Below are 17148 nucleotides of genomic sequence, written 5' to 3'. Positions count from 1 at the left end.
GGGATCTGATGCCGTTGACCATGAACCGTGAGGTTTTCATCACCTGTGCCGTGACCGGATCGGGGAGCACGCAGGATCGAAGCCCCCATGTGCCACGCAGTCCTGAAGAGATCGCAAACAGTGCGATCGCGGCGGGCAAGGCGGGGGCGGCCATTGTGCATTGCCATGTGCGCGATCCGGAGACGGGCGCGCCGAGCCGGAAACTTGAGCATTATCGGGAGCTTACGGACCGGGTACGTGACAGCGATACGGATGTGGTGCTGAACCTGACGGCCGGGATGGGTGGGGACATGGTCTTTGGCCCCGTCGAGAACCCCATGGCGCTGAGCCAAGAGGGGACGGACATGATCGGGGCCAGCGAGCGGGTGGCCCATGTGGCAGAATGCCTGCCCGAAATCTGCACCCTGGACTGCGGTACGATGAACTTTGCCGAAGCCGATTACGTGATGACCAACACGCCCGGCATGCTGACCGCCATGGGGCGCATGATGACCGATCTGGGCGTGAAGCCCGAGATCGAAGCTTTTGACACCGGCCATTTATGGTATGCAAAACAACTGGTTAAGGATGGCGTTCTGGATGCGCCTGCGCTGGTGCAGCTGTGTATGGGGGTGCCGTGGGGGGCACCCGATGACCTGAATACCTTTATGGCGATGGTCAACAATGTGCCCGAAGACTGGACCTTTTCGGCCTTTGCGCTGGGGCGGAACCAGATGGCTTATGTTGCCGCTGCGGTGCTTGCGGGCGGCAATGTACGCGTGGGGCTTGAGGACAATCTGTGGCTGGGCAAGGGCGAATTGGCGCAGAACTGGCAGTTGGTCGAACGGGCGGGCACCATCATCGAAAATATGGGTGCGCGGGTCATTGGACCGGCGGAGGTGCGGGAGAAACTGGGTCTCGTGAAACGGGCTCCGAAAGGGTGATGACAGGGTGTCACCCCCCGTGCACCCCCTGTACACCCCCTGTGCACCCCCAACGGACGGTGTGGCGCGGTTTTGTTAACTTTCTGGCAATAGGGTGGCTGGCTGCGTGCGCGCCGGAGCCGTCGGACGACACGCGGCTTTTGCGGAATCCGACCGTTCCCATTGGCGCCATCAGCCGGTTCGAGCCGGAGCGCTTTGAAGGCCGGTGGCAGGTTGAGACCGCTGCAGGGGATTGGGCGCTACGTGGCTTTGACGTGGCCGGTGGTGTCTGGTCGGAGAATGGCGGCGCGCGGACCGGGCAAGTTGCCTCGCTGGGCCGCGGCATTTTTCAGATCACCTATGGCGATACGGCCACGCGCGACGTGTGGGTTGTGTGGGTTGACCCTGATCACAATACGGCTGCGTTGGGTGATCCTGAGGGGCGCTTTGGTTTTGTCGCAACCCGGGTCGGTAAACGCCGGGCCGATCAGATCTGGGCGGCGGAGCAGGTTTTGGATTTCAACGGATATCGGACGGACACATGGGGCAAGTTGCAGTAAAAACAGCCGCCATTATTGGCGGCGGCGTGATTGGCGGCGGTTGGGCCGCGCGGTTCCTTTTGAACGGGTGGGACGTGCGGATGTTCGACCCGGACCCCGACGCCGAAGCGAAGCTGACCCCGGTGCTTGCACAGGCGCGGCGCGCGTTGCCGAGCCTGACGGATGTGGCCCTGCCCGCCGAGGGGCGGCTGACGTTTCATTCCGATCTGGCCGAGGCCGTGCGCGACGTGGCCTGGATACAAGAGAGCGTGCCGGAGCGGCTGGACATCAAGCACAAGGTTTTGGCGGATGTGCAAGCCGCTTGTCCGGCGGATGCGATCATCGGCTCGTCCACCAGCGGCTTCAAACCCAGTGAGTTGCAGCAGGGGGCAGCGCGGACCGGACAGATCATGGTCTGTCATCCGTTCAACCCCGTCTATCTGATGCCGCTGATCGAGGTGGTGCCGTCGCCGGAGACTGACCTCGCGTTGGTCGAGAAGGCGGAAGGCATCTTGCGGTCGCTGGGGCATTACCCCCTGCGCGTGCGCAAGGAGATTGATGCGCATATTGCGGATCGGTTCCTTGAGGCCGTGTGGCGCGAGGCGTTGTGGTTGGTCAAGGATGGCGTCGCCACGACCGAGGAGATCGACGAGGCCATTCGCATGGGTTTTGGCATTCGCTGGGCGCAGATGGGTCTGTTTGACACTTATCGCACGGCGGGAGGCGAGGCGGGTATGCGTCACTTCATGGCGCAGTTTGGCCCCGCCTTGCAGTGGCCGTGGACCAAGCTGATGGATGTGCCGGAGTTCACGGATGAGTTGGTGGACCTCATTGCGGGCCAGTCCGATGCGCAGTCGGGGCATATGACGATCCCCGAGATGCTTAAGGCGCGCGACAATAATTTGGTTGGTTTGATGCGTGCCTTGAAGGCCAATGATTGGGGCGCGGGTGCGGTGATGAATGCGCATGAAGCGTCTTTACGCGCGGGCACGGTTTTGGGTGCGCATGTGGACGATCTGGAGGATGTATCGGTGCCGTTGCTGACCGTGCGCCGTGCCGTGCCATTGGATTGGACCGATTATAACGGGCACATGAACGAGGCGCGGTATTTGCAAGCCTTTGGCGATGCGACGGATCGGTTCATGGCGATGATTGGCTGTGATGCCGACTACATCGCGACGGGGGGCAGTTACTTCACAGCCGAGACGCATATTCGTCATGTGGACGAAGTGCATGCGGGCGCTGTGATCGAGGTCCGGACGCAGGTGCTGGCGGGTGTGGGCAAAAAGCTGCATCTGTTTCATGAGATGTATGAGGGGGCGCGGCTGCTGGCCACGGGTGAGCATTTCCTGCTGCATGTGAGTTTGGAGACGCGTCGTCCGTCTGACCCAGCGCCGGGCATTGTCGCGGCATTGAAGCGGGTGGCTACGGCCCATGCAGATTTGCCTGCGCCCGAGGGGGCGGGGCGTGCCGTGGGGCAGCGGCCCTAACGTGATCTGATTGAGCGCCTCGCGGCGCGTTACATTATTGATTTGGCATCGGCTTCACCAAGACAAAACCTTTGTCTCTGACCCAGCCCCTGTCTCTTGGCGATCAAGCGACGCTGGCTCCGAGACAAATATATCAGGTGATCAGGGGGCGCAGGCTGTTCAGGTAGTCGGGAAAGTCGCGGGCTGTGTTTGAGGCCTGACGGATCAGCGTGTCGAAATGCAGCGACAATGTTTCGATCCGCTCGCGGTCGCGGAAGGCCATGTAGTGCCCGCCGGTGTAGATCACGGCGAGGAGGGGGCCGAAGATGGTGATCGGGGCGGAGTAGAGCTTGCGTTGGTCGAAGAGATAGAGCCGCAGGCGCGGGTAGAGCTGTGTGCTGAGGTCGAGCAGTTGGTCGAGTTGCGCGTGTCGCGTTTCGGGCGGCAGGTCTTCGTAATAGCCGGTGCCGGCGGCGAAGCTGTGCAGTTCAAACAGCGGCAGGGCGATTTCGTAGTCTGATTGCGCGGCCCGCATCCAGTTCAGTCGGTCGCGGGAGGCGTTAATCGCTTGCGTCGTGGTGCGGCCCAGATGCGGGCGGTATTCCCATTCCAGCATATCTTGCGTCTTGAGCATGTCGGGCAGTCCCGCGGGCACGTGGCGGATTTTGTAGCCTGCGGCCTCTTGATGCCAGGCGAAGATGCGTTCGTCGATCAGTGCGCGGGGGGCTTCGGTGAGTGTGAGGGCCGCGGCGGTGAGGGCGGCCGCACTTTCGGGGCGATCCGAGAGACCCAGCAGCCAGTCCGTTGAGACGCCGAGTGCCTGGGCGCATGCGCCGACCACTTGGGCGCCGGGCAAGCGCGCGCCCTCGTCGCTGAGCGCTTGGCTGATAGTCGACCGGTCGGTTCCGATGTGCCGAGCGAGCGCGCTTTGGGACATGTTCTGGTCGGCCATCGCGCGGGCGAGGCGGGTGCGGAACTGGGTGGCGCGGAGGCGTTTGTCGAGAATTTCTGACATGTGGTGATAATTATCAGCATTGAGTGAAATTGTTAACTCAATTCAGAATTCGCAGCAGTCACTGATGACGCTAGCGTAAATGCACCCCTTCCCGGAGCTTTTGCACATGCCGTCACACCGGTCGTCCCGCCGCTTGCCCTTTGATCGCCCCTTGCAGGTTGAATGGATTACGCTGGGGCTTTGGGTCGCAGTCTCGGGGCTTTGGATGTCGGCTGTGTTCGTCCTGCCGGGCCTTTGGGCGTGGGCAGCGTTGGTCTTTGCGCTGGTTCTGCACGCATCGCTGAGCCACGAGGTGCTGCATGGGCATCCCTTTCCGTCGCGACGCCTGAGCGAGGCGCTGGTGCTGGTCAATCCGGGGCTGTTTGTGCCGTATCTGCGGTTTCGTGACACGCATCTGGCGCATCATCAGGATGCGAACCTGACAGATCCCTATGACGATCCCGAGACGAATTATGTCGATCCGGTGGTCTGGGCGGAGCTGCCACGCGCGGTGCAGGCGGTGCTGGCTTTGAACAACACGCTGGCAGGTCGGATGCTGGTAGGACCCCTTGCGGCGCAGGTCAGTTTCATGCGCGATGATTGCAGAGCGATCCGGGCGGGCGACCGGCAGGCGCTGAAGGGTTGGCTGGTACATGTGCCCGGTGTGGTGCTGATCCTCGCGGCGGTTTGGGCCAGCCCAATGCCCGTTTGGATGTACCTGACAGCCTGTTACGTGTCGGTGTCAGTGCTAAAGATTCGCACATTCCTTGAGCATCAGGCGCATGCGCGGGCGCGGGGGCGGACGGTGATTGTCGAAGACCGCGGGCCATTGGCTTTTTTGTTTCTGAACAACAACTTCCACGTGGTGCATCACATGCATCCGAGGGTGCCGTGGTACCGCTTACCTGCGCTTTATCGGACAAATCGGGATCGGTATCTGAGCTGCAATGAAGGCTACCGATACGGGTCCTATGCAGAGGTGTTCAAGCGACACTTTCTGTGGGCCAAGGACCCGGTGCCGCATCCGCTCTGGTCCTCGGATCGCTGACGCGCCATAGAGGCGCATGACCCTCTGGATCCCGATCACCGTTGCGGCAGCGCTGTTTCAGACGCTGCGCTTCATGCTGCAGCGGCAATTGTCGCTGGGCACGTTGAGTGCGGCAGGGGCCACGCTGGCACGATTCCTCTATTCCTCACCGCTCGTCGCGGTTCTGATCTTGGTCTACATGGGGGCGACGGCGCAGGCATGGCCCGATTTTGGCTGGCGGTTCTGGGTCTTTGGAGCCATCGGAGGCCTGGCGCAGATCATGGCCACGGTGGCCACGGTCAAGCTGTTTCAGGCCCGCAATTTCGCGGTTGGGATCACGTTCAAGAAGACGGAAGTGATGCAGGCTGTTCTGGTGGGTTGGGTCGTTCTGGGCGATGCGGTCAGCCTTGCCGGCTTTGCCGCCATTGGTCTGGGTCTTGTGGGCGTTCTATTGCTGTCTGCGCCGCCCGAGATGGTGCGCTGGGGCTGGCGGGAAATGGCGAACCGGTCGACGGGGCTGGGCCTGATGTCGGGGCTGTTCTTTGCCATCTCCGGCGTCAGTTACCGGGGCGCGTCGCTGAGCCTTGATCTGGCCGATCCGCTTGCGCGGGCCGGGCTGACGCTGGCAGCGGTCACGGCGATGCAGACCGTCGCGATGATCCTGTGGTTGCGTTGGCGCGAACCGGGGCAGGTCGCCGCTGTCTGGTCGGCGCGACGGGTGGCGGTCTGGGTGGGCCTGATGTCGATGGCCGGGTCGTTTTGCTGGTTCACCGCCTTCACCTTGCAGAACGCGGCATATGTCAACGCTGTGGGGCAGGTGGAACTTGTGATCAGTGCCTTGGTCAGTGTGCTGATCTTCCGCGAGGCGATCTCGGCAAGGGAATGGCTGGGAATGGCGGTATTGCTGTCGTCGATTCTGCTGCTGATCGTGGTGATTTAGGGGCTCTAGTCCGTCATGGGCTGGCCGCGCAGGCGGAGGAACAGGCTCTCTTCATCGTTGTTCTTGAAATAGGGCACGCTGGCGGGCGGGCCGGGATCGGTCACGCGGGCGGCGATTTCGGCCAGCACCACTTCGGTGATGAAAGGCATGTCGAAGCTGCGTACCTCTTCCAGAGACACCCATTGCAGGTGCGACAGCTCGTCGGAGGCACGGCTGAAATCATCAAGGTCCGAAGCAAGATCGAGCGCATCGATCAGGAAGAAGCGCGCATCGAAGCGCCGCGGGCGGCCGGGCGGGGTCAGGGCGCGAAACACGAATTGCAAGGGCGCGGCGTGCGGCCGATGGCCCGTCTGTGCGAATTGAACCCAATCGGGCGGCGCGTCGGGCCAATCGCCCGGATGCCCGAGGATCTGGCCGGTTTCTTCAAAAAGCTCGCGAATGGCGGCAGCCGCGAGGGCCGGGACAAGTCCCGCTTCACCATCTTCGGCCAATCGCGCATCGTTCGGCGCGGCAAGGGACGAGGCAAGGGGGACGGCACCATCCGCCGCATCCACAGCCCCACCCGGAAAGACGAATTTGTTGGGCATAAACGCGGCCTTGGCCCCGCGCTGTCCCATCAGGATGCGCGGATTGGTCAGCCGATCGCGCAGCACAATGACGGTGGCTGCGTTGCGGATTTGCGTTTTGTCGATTTGCGTCATGTTACCCCGTTTGCCGGGGCATGTCCCTTACCCGGCCTGGCCAAAGCCGCCCATCTGCCTGGCCCATTGAAAGCCGACGATGGCCCCCTTGAACCTGGGCAGAAGGTAAAGCGACAACCCAACGCAGCCAACCGCAAAAATGGTAAACAGCACAAGCGGTTCGGGTCGCCACGTGACAAAGACCACATGCAGGAGCGGTGCCATCAGGTGCCCGACCAGCAGGATCGTCAGATACGCCGGTCCATCGTCTGCCCGTGCGTGCGTGTAGTCCAGCTTGCACACGGGACAGGTGCTCGCCATTTTCAGGTATCCCTTCAGCAGACGACCGTTGCCGCAACGCGGGCATTTGCGCTGCCAGCCCCGCCAAAGCGCGGGCCGTACGGGGCGTTGGTGTTCTTCTGTTGAATGTGTGTGCTCGGTCAGCATGGCATTCGCCTTTTTGATAGGACCGCAAACATGGGGTGCGTGGGCATAGAACGGAATGGCGCAAACTGTCCTTGCGTCCCGATGTCGCGTCCTGCGGCGGCGCATTGGGCCTGCGAAGTTTTTTCGACGGAAACATCGGGGTGCTGCGTTTGATGGTGCATAAGACGGCCGGATGACCCTGCCGTTTGTGAGGCAAAACGGAGTATCACATAATGCAACGCAGCACATTCATTGCAGCCATAGCCGCCGCGGCCATGGGGTTTACCACGCTGTCCGCCATGGCGCGCGACGGCGGTCCCGACTTTTCCGAGCTGGATGCCGATGGCAGCGGCGAGGTCACGTTGGAAGAAATGCAGGCCGCCGGGCAGGCGCGCTTTGCTGACGCCGACACGGATGGGGACGGGTTCCTGTCGCTGGACGAATTGGAAGCCCGCGCCGCTGAGCGGTCAAAGAACCGGGCTGAACGCATTCTGGCCCATATGGACGCCAACGAGGATGGCAAGCTGTCCGCAGAAGAGATGCAGGACCGCCGCCGTGATCCCGCCCGTTTCTTTGAGAGAATTGATGCCGACAACAGTGGCGGCATTTCTCAGGAAGAGTTCGAGCAAGCCCGTGCGCATATGCGCCAGCGGGGTCCCAAACCGCGTGGCGGTAACTGAGGCTGATCGGTCCCGCCCCTTGTTCATGGGGGCGGGGCCGGGCAGGTTGCCCGGACAATGACGATGCCACTTGATGCGCGATCAGACGATGATGATGCAGCCTTGCTTGCCCGCTATGCGCGCGGCGATGCGGCGGCGGCGCGTGCCTTGACCGTGCGATTGGTGCCACGTGCCCATGCACAGGCATTCCGCATGCTTGGAGATGCGGCAGAGGCGGAGGATGTCGCCCAAGAGGCGATGGTTCGTCTATGGCGTGTGGCGCCGGACTGGCGCGCGGGCGAGGCGCAGGTGACCACGTGGCTTTACCGTGTGGTGTCGAACCTGTGCACCGACCGGCTGCGCAAACGCCCCCGGTCTGGTGTCGCGTTGGATGACGTTGCCGAACCGATGGACCCGGCCCCGGGGGCAGAGGACAAGATGCAGGATGATGCCCGTCGTGACGCGTTGCGTGGTGCGATGGCAGAACTGCCGGAACGGCAACGCTTGGCCCTGAGCCTGCGCCATTTCGATGGTGCGTCGAACCCCGAGATTGCAGAGACGTTGGGTGTCAGCGTCGAAGCGGTGGAAAGCTTGACGGCACGGGCCAAACGAGCCCTTGCGCAGGCATTGAAAGGGCGGGCAGCTGCCCTTGGATACAAAGGATGATGGATATGAAGCGCCCCTCAGAACAGCCCGACCCGGACTGGATCGGTGATATGCTGGATGACCTCGGCAAGGCCCCGGTGCCGGATCCATCGGGTGATCTTGTGGCGCGGGTGCTTGCGGACGCCGAAGCGCATATGCCGCCCCCCGGTGGTGTGCGGACCGTACCGCCCGTGTGGCAGCGGGTCGTGCAGGGCATCGGAGGGTGGGGCGTCATCGGTGGGCTGGTGGCAGCCACCGTCGCAGGCTTCGTCGTTGGAGTGGGCACGCTGGATGGCACCGGCGCTGACGCGCTTTGGACCCTGGGATATGACGCATATTATGACGCTGAGCTGGGTCTGGACGCCTTTGGCTGGGCGTTGGAGGAAGGCTGATCATGACAGAGACAACAATCGAACGGCGCTGTCCGCTTTGGGTCAAGATCCTGTTGGGTCTGTCACTGGCCGTGAACCTTGCCATTGTGGGACTGGTGGGTGGCGTGGCTTGGCGCGGTGGACCGCTAGGGGGCAAGGGGCCGGGGATGGGCTATGCCATGCCGTATGTTCTTGCGCTTCCGCACGATGACCGACGGGCGGTATTTGGCGCCGTGCGGGACAATGCCGACCTGCCGGGGCGCGGGGCACGGCGGGCGGCCTACCGCGATATGATCGCTCTTTTGCAAGCGGGTGCGTTTGACCGTGTTGCCGTCTCTGCGGTGCTTGAGCGGCAGGCCCGCGACGTCGGGCAAGTACAGATGGTGGCGCAGACTGCGTGGCTGGACAGGATCGCCGCCATGACCGAGGGCGAGCGTAGCGCATATGCCGAACGGTTGACCGAGGTTGTGTCGCGCGGCGGTCGGGGCCGACCTGGCAAGCGCGACTGACGCTCAGGCCGCCGGACGGCTGAGAGTGACGCGATTGCGCCCTTCCGCCTTGGCGCCGTAAAGGGCCTTGTCTGCACGGTCGAGCAGTGCCTCTGGTGTTTGCGCTTCGGTCGCCTTGGCGCCGCGTGCCGGGTCGACCACCGTCATGCCAATCGAAATTGTCGCCTCGACCCGCGCGACCTGATCCGGAACCTTGAAGGGCGTGCTTTGGATAAGGCGGCACAGACGCTTGGCTGCCTTGCGTGCATTGCTCAGACCTGCGCCGGGGAGCACGATCAGGAACTCTTCGCCGCCGATCCGTGCGACAAGGTCAACCGCGCGCAGATTTTCACGCAGACGGTGCGCTGTCTCGACCAGCACCGCGTCGCCTGCGGCATGGCCCAGCGTGTCGTTGATCCGCTTGAAGTGGTCCATATCGGCGACCATCACGGCAAAGGGCTTGCCCGTCTGCGTGGCCCGTTCCGCGATCCGTGCAAGATGCGGCATCGCATAGCGTCGGTTGTGCAAACCGGTCAGCGGGTCAATGACCGCAGCCTCGATGCCCGAGCGCACTGTATCGCGCAGCGCATCCGTCACCTTCTTTCGGCTCAGAAGCGCATTGAGCCGCAGAGCCAGTTCATCAGCGGATCGTTCGCACCGCATCAGATCATTTGCGCCCATATCCAGCATCTGTGCGCCCAGCGTGGTGTCGTCGCATCCAAGGATAACCAGGATGGCGCAATGGCGCGTGCTGGCCTGGCTGCGGATCGTGGCCAGAAGTTGCAGCATCTGCGGCCCTTCATTTGAGCCAACAACGAGCAGCAATGCATCGGGCGCGCGGCCCGGTTCAAGATCGGCAGCCGCAGTGGCCGGTTGGGCATATGTCACGTTGGCGGCAATCCGGTCCTCAAGTGCGGCGGCCCAGGGATCAGCGCAATTCGGATCGCGTGCGATGATGCGTACCGTTTGCGCTGGTGCAAAAGCGGCTGCAGCCTCACCAAAGCCCAAGGCGCGCGACGTGCCCTCGCGCAAGGTCCATTCACTGGCCGTCGCATAAGCCCGAATGATCGACCGTGTACGCGCCAGCAACAGCACATCGCTGATTGGTTTTTGCATGACGTCATCAACGCCACCCGCCAGAAGGCGCAACCGTTCTGCATTGTCCTCGGCGCCGCTGAGCGCGATCACGGGCACTTTCCCAGCCAGTCCGATCTTGCGCATCCGCTGCACCAGCCGCAACGGGCCGCCGTCCGGCATGTTTGTGGCGCACAGGATCAGATCCGGCACGTCCTGTCCCAGCACTTGCATGGCGTCTGCAATCGAACCGGCTTGGGTCATCTTGTAGTGGCTGGCCGCCAGCTTGACGCGCAGCACGATGCGGTTTGTCGCGATGGGGTCGATGACCAGAACCTTGCCGTGCATGAGCCGCGTCCAATTCATTACAAAAGCCGTGCATTAGGTTTTTGATCGTTTAGGTTAACAAAGCGTTTCCAACAGGCAGCAAAGGCACAAACGTGATGTCCCATTCGCAAGAATCCGCCGAAGTGGTCGGTTTGCAGGCCATCGGGTGGATGGCGGGCAACGAAGAATTGCTGCCCGTGTTTCTGGGCGCGACCGGTGCCAGCGAAGCAGATATGCGTGCAGGCATAGGCGATCCTGCCTTTCTTGGCGCGCTGTTGGATTTCATCATGATGGATGACGCCTGGGTGACTGCGTTTTGTGACGCGCAAAGCCTGCCCTACGACGCTCCGATGCGCGCGCGCATGGCGTTGCCGGGTGGGGGGGATGTGCATTGGACGTGACACCTGTGGCAATACCCGTCCGTGGTATTCTGTTCGACAAGGACGGCACCCTTTTCGATTTTTCCACCACTTGGGAGGCATGGGCCGCTGCCTTTCTGCGCCGTGCGGCCGCTGGCGACGAGGCCCATGCCACCGCCGCCGGGGCCGCGATAGGATTTGATCTGCCATCCGGCACTTTCGCGCGCGACAGCGTCGTCATTGCAGGAACACCGGATGAGATTGCGACCGGGCTGCGCCCTCATTTTCCCGACCTGTCCCATACGGCCATGTTGACCCTTCTCAATTCCGAGGCTGCCAAGGCCCCTCAGGCGGAGGCTGTGCCGTTGCGCCCCTTGTTGACGGACCTGATGGCGCGAGAAATCGTCCTTGGCGTGGCGACCAATGATGCCGAAGCGCCTGCGCGTGCGCATTTGCAATCAGCTGGCGTGGACCGGTTTTTCGAGTTTGTCGCGGGCAGCGACAGTGGTTTTGGCGGGAAACCCGCCCCGGGCCAGTTGCTCGGATTCTGCGCGGACACGGGGATCGCACCGGACGCCGTGCTTATGGTCGGCGACAGCACGCACGACCTGCATGCCGGTCGCGCCGCTGGTATGCGCACTGTGGCTGTCCTGACCGGCTTTGCCTCGCATGATGTGTTGGCCCCGCTGGCCGATGTGGTTCTGCCCGATATCGGGGCTCTTCCCAGCTGGCTTGATGACCTCAACACTGGCTGATAGGTCACATTCGCCTCTTCAGTTTGAAAAAACGACACGTACCGTCGCAAATGGAACTGTGAGGAACGGTTCGCTGCGGTGTCCTTGTGGTCGAAGACAGACCAAAAGGGGCGGCACAATGGCGGATACAGCGACACGGCGCAGAAGCCGAGGTGGTGGCCGGGCAGGGGCAGCGGCCCGCCGGGGTGCTGCAGTCATCGAGCAGATGCCATGGAACCCGCCCACCATCATCGATCCACCGGTTGAGCCTTTGTCACCTGAGGGTGTCGAGGCCATCCATGATGGCGCGATGCGCATTCTGGAAGAAATCGGTGTTCAATTCCTGAACGAAGAAGCGCTTGAAATCCTCCGAGACGCGGGCTGTTCCATTGATGGCGACATCGTCCGCATGGACCGTGAGTTCGTCATGGAAATGGTTGGTAAGGCACCCAGCCAGTTCACCCTAACCCCCCGTAATCCCGACCGAAAGATCACCGTGGGCGGCAAGCACCTGCTCTTTGGCAATGTGTCGTCACCACCAAACTACTGGGACATGGAGATTGGCACCAAAGTCCCCGGCACGCGTGAGATGTGTGCGAACTTGCTGAAGCTGACACAGTACTTCAACTGCATCCACTTTGCAGGCGGCTATCCGGTGGAGCCCGTGGATATCCATGCCAGTGTCCGCCACCTTGATGTGGTATATGACAAGCTGACGATCACGGACAAGGTCATGCACGCCTACAGCCTGGGCAAGGAGCGGGTCGAGGACGTGATGGAGATGGTGCGCATCGCGAGCGGTCTGAGCCACGAGGAGTTCGAGGCAACGCCAAGGATGTACACCAACATCAATTCAACCTCGCCTCTGAAACATGATCATCCGATGATTGATGGGTGTCTGCGAATGGTGCGGCGTGGGCAGGCCGTGGTGGTGACGCCATTTACCCTTGCCGGGGCGATGGCGCCGGTGACCATGGCCGGGGCTGTCGCGCAATCCATTGCCGAAGCGTTGTGCGCAATTGCCCTTTTCCAGTACGTGGCGCCAGGATCACCCTGCGCCATCGGCACCTTTACTTCGAACGTGGATATGAAGTCCGGTGCTCCGGCCTTTGGGACACCCGAATACATGCGCGCCACGCAGATGACGGGCCAGCTTGCGCGGTTCTATAATTTGCCGATGCGATCATCGGGGGTGTGCGCGGCCAACGTCCCCGACGGGCAGGCGATGTGGGAAACATCCAACAGTCTGTGGGCTGCGGTGCAATCGGGTAGCAACATGGTTTACCACGCGGCCGGATGGCTGGAGGGCGGGCTGATCGCAAGCCCGGAAAAGTTCATCATGGATTGCGAAATTTTACAGCAAATCCAGCGCTATATGGATCCATCGATCACAGGAACGGGCCCCGACGATATCGCTTTGGATGCTATAAAGTCTGTCGGAAATGAGGGCCATTTCTTTGGCATTCAGCACACCCAGGATCGCTATAGCACGGCGTTTTATCAACCGTTCCTGAGTGATTGGAAGAATTACGAAGGATGGGATGCCGCCGGTGCGATTTGGACACCTGAGCGGGCGCATCGGATGTTCAAGGACATCATTGGCAGCTTTGAAGCGCCTGAGCTTGACGCAAGCATTCGCGAGGAACTTGCTGATTTCGTGGCACGACGGAAGGCAGAAGGTGGGTCTCCGACAGATTTTTGAGCCGAAACGCCCCGATAATACCTCAAATTGCAATTGTTATAGGATTGTTTAGAGCTGCCTGTGCAAGGTGCAAGCGTGGCAATGGGAATGTCGTGCAATGCATGGGCTGATAAATCGCGCAATACAGTGCTTCGTGACCGACAGTTACGGGGCAGACAAATGGGTTGAAGCGATCCGGTTTGCCGATCTCGATTTCGTCGAATTCGAGGCAATGTTGATCTATGATGATGATATTACGCCGCGTGTACTGGACGCGATCAGCCAGATTCTGGACCGTCCACGCAGCGATGTGATGGAGGATATGGGAACCTATCTGGTCTCCCACCCGAATGTCGAAGCCTTGCGACGGCTGTTGCGATTTGGCGGCGTCACGTTCGTGGAGTTTTTGCATTCGCTTGATGACTTGCCCGATCGTGCGCGACTTGCGGTGTCTGACCTGAACTTGCCACGCATCGAATTGCGGGATCATTCCCCAACCCATTTTAGCCTGATCTGCGAAAGCCCAATCGATGGCTATGGTCATGTTATGATGGGTATTTTGCGTACAATGGCCGATGACTACGGCGCGTTGGCGCTGTTGGAATACACGGGCAGCGGCAACGGGGTCGAGACGATCTCGGTCACGCTGGTTGAAACTGAATTTGCAGAAGGGCGCGTGTTTGATCTGGGCGCGCGAGCATCATGATGGACCAAACGGCACTCACGGCTGCACTGGATGTCTTGTGCCCGATGCACCTTGTTCTGGGGCCCACCGGGCACGTTGTGCACGCCGGGCCCACGGTGCAGAAATTGCGCCCCAACACACCCATGGTCGGGCGCCGTTTTCTTGAGATTTTTGATCTGAAGCGTCCGCGTGCAATCACATCCATGGACACGCTGCGCGCCGCCGCCGGAACCAAGTTGCACCTGCAACTCCGCGACGCGCCCAAGACCGAAGTGAAGGGCTTGCTTGTCGCCGGGATTGAAGAGGGACAGAGCATCGTCAATCTTTCGTTCGGCATCTCGGTGGTGGATGGGGTGTCGGACTATGCATTGACGAGCGCGGACTTTGCAGCGACCGATCTTACCGTCGAAATGTTGTATCTGGTTGAGGCGAAATCAGCCGCGATGGAGGCATCGCGCAAGCTGAACCTGCGCCTGCAAGGGGCCATGATTGCCGCCGAGGAACAGGCATTTACCGACACGCTCACCGGCCTCAAGAATCGGCGTGCGATGGACCATGTGCTGGCGCGTCATGCGGATTGGGGGACGCGATTCGGCCTGATGCAGATCGACCTCGATTGGTTCAAGGCCGTCAATGATACCCTCGGGCACGCTGCGGGCGACCACGTGCTTCAAACGGTGGCGCGTGTGATGGTCGAAGAGACGCGCGAAAGCGACACAGTTGCGCGCGTGGGGGGAGATGAGTTTGTTATCATCCTGCCGCACGCCAAAGACGGTGATGCGATGGCTGGTATTGGCCGCCGCATCATTCAACGCATTTCTCGCCCGATCCCGTTTCAAGGCGAAGTGTGCAGGATTTCCGCGAGTATTGGCTCCGCCATTTATGATCCGGCGTCGGGTCAATCCGTGGCTGAGGTGATGGATGATGCTGATGTCGCCCTTTATGCGTCGAAACACGGCGGGCGCGGGCAACAGACACAATATCTGCCAGCACTCCGGCAAAACGCGCAAAATCTGATCCCGCCCGTGGGGCGCGGTGCCGAAAGCAGTGCTTAGTCTGTGAACTTGGGTGCTGTTTTGGAAGTGTGCGAACGCTTGCCCGAAACACACCAAATTACCGAATGCTATGGCACGGCACGCGAACGCCAAGACCAGGCTTTAGGTAGAAATGGCAGCCCGTAGGGGAATCGAACCCCTCTTTCCAGGTTGAAAACCTGGCGTCCTAACCGATAGACGAACGGGCCATCGCTGATGTGAGCGCTCAGATAGGCAATAAGGCGGTGGGGCGCAAGCGGAAAAATCGTCAGAACGCCGATAATTCTACGCAATCGCATGGCCGATAGGTATCAGGCCCGTGCTGCATCTTCGAGACGCAGTTGCACCGACTGCCGACCACGAAAGGCATTGATCTCAAGCCGTCCCGCCAGATGGAAAGGGGCACCCCCATGGTCCATCAGCGCAGGGCCAAGCGCACCGTCAAACGCTCCAAACGCAATCGCGTCCAATCGCGCACCGCCGGGTTCGCCGAAGGTGACTTTCAGATGTGTTTCCCCCACCCGACGCGCCTGCAAGATACGCATGGCGGCAAAGGCATACCGGGGCGCGGGAGCACCCGCACCAAACGGCCCGGCAGCATCGATCTGAGTTAGCAGCTCGACTGTGGCCGCCGCGGGCATCAATGCCCCATCAAGCCTCAGGTCGGCGGGACCCAACGCGTCTGCACCTTGTTTTGCCAAAAGGGCGTCCAGGCGCGCCATGGCTGCTTCGATCTTGTCCGCTTCGACCGTAAGACCGGCAGCCATTTTGTGGCCGCCACCTTTGATCAGCAAGCCTTCTGCCGCCAACCGCTGAATCGGTGCCCCGAGATCAATGCCCGACACGGACCGTCCAGAGCCTTTGCCAATCCCATCCTCGATCCCGATCACGATGGATGGGCGGTTTGTCACCTCCTTCAAACGGGACGCGACGATGCCCACAACGCCTGGGTGCCAACCCGGTCCAGCGGCCCATGCCAGCGCGCCATCCGTTCCGCGCGTTTCGCATTGTGCGATGGCGTCAGCGCGCACGCTGGCTTCGATCTCGCGTCGTTCGGTGTTGAGCGTGTTGAGCCGTTCGGCAATGGCCGCCGCCTCGTGCGGGTCGGTTGTGGCCAACAAGCGTGCGCCCAGATCAGCCTGCCCGATACGCCCGCCCGCGTTGATGCGCGGCCCTAGCAAGTAGCCCAGATGGTAGGGCGTGGGTGCGGTGTCGAGGCCCGCAATATCGGCGAGGGCAACCAACCCGGCACGATCGCGACGTGCCATGACCTTGAGCCCTTGTCGGACAAAGGCGCGGTTCACGCCGGTCAAAGGTGCCACGTCGGCGACCGTGGCGAGGCCAACCAGATCAAGCATCGCCATGAGATCGGGGCGTTTCGCCCCTGCTTCGCGCAATTGCCGGCCGGCTTCGACCAGCGCCAGGAACACGACGGCTGCGGCGCATAGATGGGCCAATGCGCCATCTTCATCCTGCCGGTTAGGGTTCACAACGGCCAAGGCGTCCGGCAGAGTTTCGGCGCCAAGGTGGTGGTCCAACACGATGACATCTGCGCCCGTTGCGGCCGCGATGGGGCCGTGGGACAGGGTACCGCAATCCACGCAGACAATCAGGTCGTGCGCTGCGGCGAGTTGAGACATCGCCGCATCATTCGGTCCGTATCCTTCGTCGATCCTGTCCGGAACGTAGAGCGTGGCTACCGCGCCCATGGCACGGAACCACGTCACCAGAAGTGCGGCTGAGCTGCCCCCATCCACATCGTAGTCGGCAAATATGGCGATCCGCTGGCGGTCTTTGACTGCGGCCAACAGACGCGTCGCTGCCTTTTCCATATCGCGCATGGATCTGGGATCTGGCATCAGGTCACGCAGAGTGGGCGACAAATACGCGTCGGCGGCATCTGGGGCCACCCCCATTCTGGCCAGGATCTGGCACACTGGGCGTGGCAATTGCGTTGCCTGGGCAAGTGTTTCCGCGGCTCGATCAGTCTCGATGTCCGGACCGATCCACGCCCTGCCGGTCAGCGATTGCTCAACGCCCAAAAAAGCCAATGCGTATTCCTTCCGCGGACCCTCGCGCCAGTTTAGACGCCGTCGCAAGCGTGGCAACAGGGG

At 61.6% G+C, this 17148-nt stretch carries 19 protein-coding genes and 1 tRNA gene; 14 read left to right on the top strand and 6 right to left on the bottom strand.

Going from position 1 to position 17148, the window contains the following annotated elements; all coding sequences use genetic code 11:
* Positions 1-8 precede the first annotated feature (8 nt).
* Genes Q1A32_RS14450 through Q1A32_RS14440 form a run of 3 tightly spaced genes read left to right on the top strand, consistent with a single transcriptional unit; the run spans position 9 to position 2931 of the window.
* Positions 9-923 carry a 3-keto-5-aminohexanoate cleavage protein gene (locus tag Q1A32_RS14450; protein WP_299654489.1) on the top strand — a complete coding sequence of 305 codons (915 nt, stop codon included), beginning with the start codon at positions 9-11 and terminating at the stop codon, positions 921-923.
* Between the two features lie 59 nt (positions 924-982).
* Positions 983-1462 (top strand): hypothetical protein, encoded by a 480-nt coding sequence (locus tag Q1A32_RS14445; RefSeq protein ID WP_299654486.1) that lies wholly within the window; start codon positions 983-985, stop codon positions 1460-1462.
* The gene (locus Q1A32_RS14440) at positions 1444-2931 is read left to right on the top strand and encodes a carnitine 3-dehydrogenase (protein ID WP_299654483.1); all 1488 of its coding nucleotides are present in this window, start codon (positions 1444-1446) and stop codon (positions 2929-2931) included. Before Q1A32_RS14445 ends, Q1A32_RS14440 begins: the two co-directional genes overlap by 19 nt.
* A 133-nt stretch (positions 2932-3064) precedes the next feature.
* On the opposite strand, the gene Q1A32_RS14435 is transcribed toward Q1A32_RS14440, so the two are convergent.
* Positions 3065-3925, bottom strand: coding sequence for a helix-turn-helix domain-containing protein (locus Q1A32_RS14435; protein ID WP_299654480.1), 861 nt, complete (start codon positions 3923-3925; stop codon positions 3065-3067).
* Between the two features lie 106 nt (positions 3926-4031).
* Here Q1A32_RS14435 and Q1A32_RS14430 point away from each other — a divergent pair, with 106 nt between their 5' ends.
* Together Q1A32_RS14430 and Q1A32_RS14425 are read left to right on the top strand one after the other, a co-directional pair.
* Complete coding sequence (locus Q1A32_RS14430) at positions 4032-4952, top strand: fatty acid desaturase (RefSeq protein WP_299654477.1); 921 nt, start codon at positions 4032-4034, stop codon at positions 4950-4952.
* A gap of 16 nt (positions 4953-4968) precedes the next feature.
* Positions 4969-5871, top strand: a complete 903-nt coding sequence (locus tag Q1A32_RS14425; protein ID WP_299654474.1) for an EamA family transporter — start codon at positions 4969-4971, stop codon at positions 5869-5871.
* Between the two features lie 5 nt (positions 5872-5876).
* Here Q1A32_RS14425 and Q1A32_RS14420 read toward each other — a convergent pair whose 3' ends face one another.
* Both Q1A32_RS14420 and Q1A32_RS14415 read right to left on the bottom strand, forming a co-directional pair.
* Positions 5877-6572 (bottom strand): NUDIX hydrolase, encoded by a 696-nt coding sequence (locus tag Q1A32_RS14420; RefSeq protein ID WP_299611817.1) that lies wholly within the window; start codon positions 6570-6572, stop codon positions 5877-5879.
* A gap of 27 nt (positions 6573-6599) precedes the next feature.
* Complete coding sequence (locus tag Q1A32_RS14415; protein ID WP_299611818.1) at positions 6600-6998, bottom strand: DUF983 domain-containing protein; 399 nt, start codon at positions 6996-6998, stop codon at positions 6600-6602.
* Between the two features lie 212 nt (positions 6999-7210).
* On the opposite strand from Q1A32_RS14415, the gene Q1A32_RS14410 reads away from it, so the two are divergent.
* The 4 genes from Q1A32_RS14410 to Q1A32_RS14395 are packed head-to-tail and all read left to right on the top strand — an operon-like array spanning position 7211 to position 9161.
* Positions 7211-7657, top strand: a complete 447-nt coding sequence (locus tag Q1A32_RS14410) for an EF-hand domain-containing protein (protein WP_299611820.1) — start codon at positions 7211-7213, stop codon at positions 7655-7657.
* 57 nt (positions 7658-7714) lie between these two features.
* Positions 7715-8302, top strand: coding sequence for an RNA polymerase sigma factor (locus tag Q1A32_RS14405; RefSeq protein WP_299654471.1), 588 nt, complete (start codon positions 7715-7717; stop codon positions 8300-8302).
* 5 nt (positions 8303-8307) lie between these two features.
* A complete protein-coding gene (locus Q1A32_RS14400) occupies positions 8308-8673 on the top strand; it encodes a hypothetical protein (protein ID WP_299654468.1) in 366 nt (121 codons plus the stop codon).
* A 2-nt stretch (positions 8674-8675) separates the two neighbouring features.
* Positions 8676-9161, top strand: coding sequence for a periplasmic heavy metal sensor (locus Q1A32_RS14395; protein WP_299654465.1), 486 nt, complete (start codon positions 8676-8678; stop codon positions 9159-9161).
* A 3-nt stretch (positions 9162-9164) separates the two neighbouring features.
* On the opposite strand, the gene Q1A32_RS14390 is transcribed toward Q1A32_RS14395, so the two are convergent.
* Entirely contained in the window at positions 9165-10580 is a 1416-nt protein-coding gene (locus tag Q1A32_RS14390; RefSeq protein ID WP_299611825.1) for a diguanylate cyclase, read from the bottom strand.
* Positions 10581-10657: 77 nt separating this feature from the next.
* Between Q1A32_RS14390 and Q1A32_RS14385 the strand changes: the two genes are divergently transcribed.
* The 5 genes from Q1A32_RS14385 to Q1A32_RS14365 all read left to right on the top strand — a co-directional run bounded on the left by Q1A32_RS14385 (position 10658) and on the right by Q1A32_RS14365 (position 15055).
* On the top strand, positions 10658-10942 hold the full coding sequence (locus tag Q1A32_RS14385; RefSeq protein WP_299611826.1) for a DUF3572 domain-containing protein: 285 nt from the start codon (positions 10658-10660) through the stop codon (positions 10940-10942).
* On the top strand, positions 10939-11655 hold the full coding sequence (locus Q1A32_RS14380; RefSeq protein WP_299655599.1) for an HAD family hydrolase: 717 nt from the start codon (positions 10939-10941) through the stop codon (positions 11653-11655). Before Q1A32_RS14385 ends, Q1A32_RS14380 begins: the two co-directional genes overlap by 4 nt.
* Before the next feature lie 118 nt (positions 11656-11773).
* Complete coding sequence (locus Q1A32_RS14375) at positions 11774-13336, top strand: trimethylamine methyltransferase family protein (protein WP_299654462.1); 1563 nt, start codon at positions 11774-11776, stop codon at positions 13334-13336.
* 97 nt (positions 13337-13433) lie between these two features.
* Complete coding sequence (locus Q1A32_RS14370; RefSeq protein ID WP_299654459.1) at positions 13434-14021, top strand: heme NO-binding domain-containing protein; 588 nt, start codon at positions 13434-13436, stop codon at positions 14019-14021.
* Positions 14018-15055, top strand: a complete 1038-nt coding sequence (locus Q1A32_RS14365) for a GGDEF domain-containing protein (RefSeq protein WP_299654456.1) — start codon at positions 14018-14020, stop codon at positions 15053-15055. Before Q1A32_RS14370 ends, Q1A32_RS14365 begins: the two co-directional genes overlap by 4 nt.
* Positions 15056-15168: 113 nt before the next feature.
* Here the strand turns inward: Q1A32_RS14365 and Q1A32_RS14360 are convergent.
* Together Q1A32_RS14360 and recJ are read right to left on the bottom strand one after the other, a co-directional pair.
* A tRNA-Glu gene (locus tag Q1A32_RS14360) sits at positions 15169-15243 on the bottom strand.
* 102 nt (positions 15244-15345) lie between these two features.
* Positions 15346-17085 (bottom strand): single-stranded-DNA-specific exonuclease RecJ, encoded by a 1740-nt coding sequence (recJ, locus tag Q1A32_RS14355; RefSeq protein WP_299654453.1) that lies wholly within the window; start codon positions 17083-17085, stop codon positions 15346-15348.
* Positions 17086-17148 lie beyond the last annotated feature (63 nt).

Source organism: uncultured Tateyamaria sp. (assembly GCF_947503415.1).
In the GTDB taxonomy this organism is placed as follows: domain Bacteria; phylum Pseudomonadota; class Alphaproteobacteria; order Rhodobacterales; family Rhodobacteraceae; genus Tateyamaria.
Note: the sequence above shows the minus strand (reverse complement) of the source record. Positions and strands in the feature narration are given on the sequence as shown.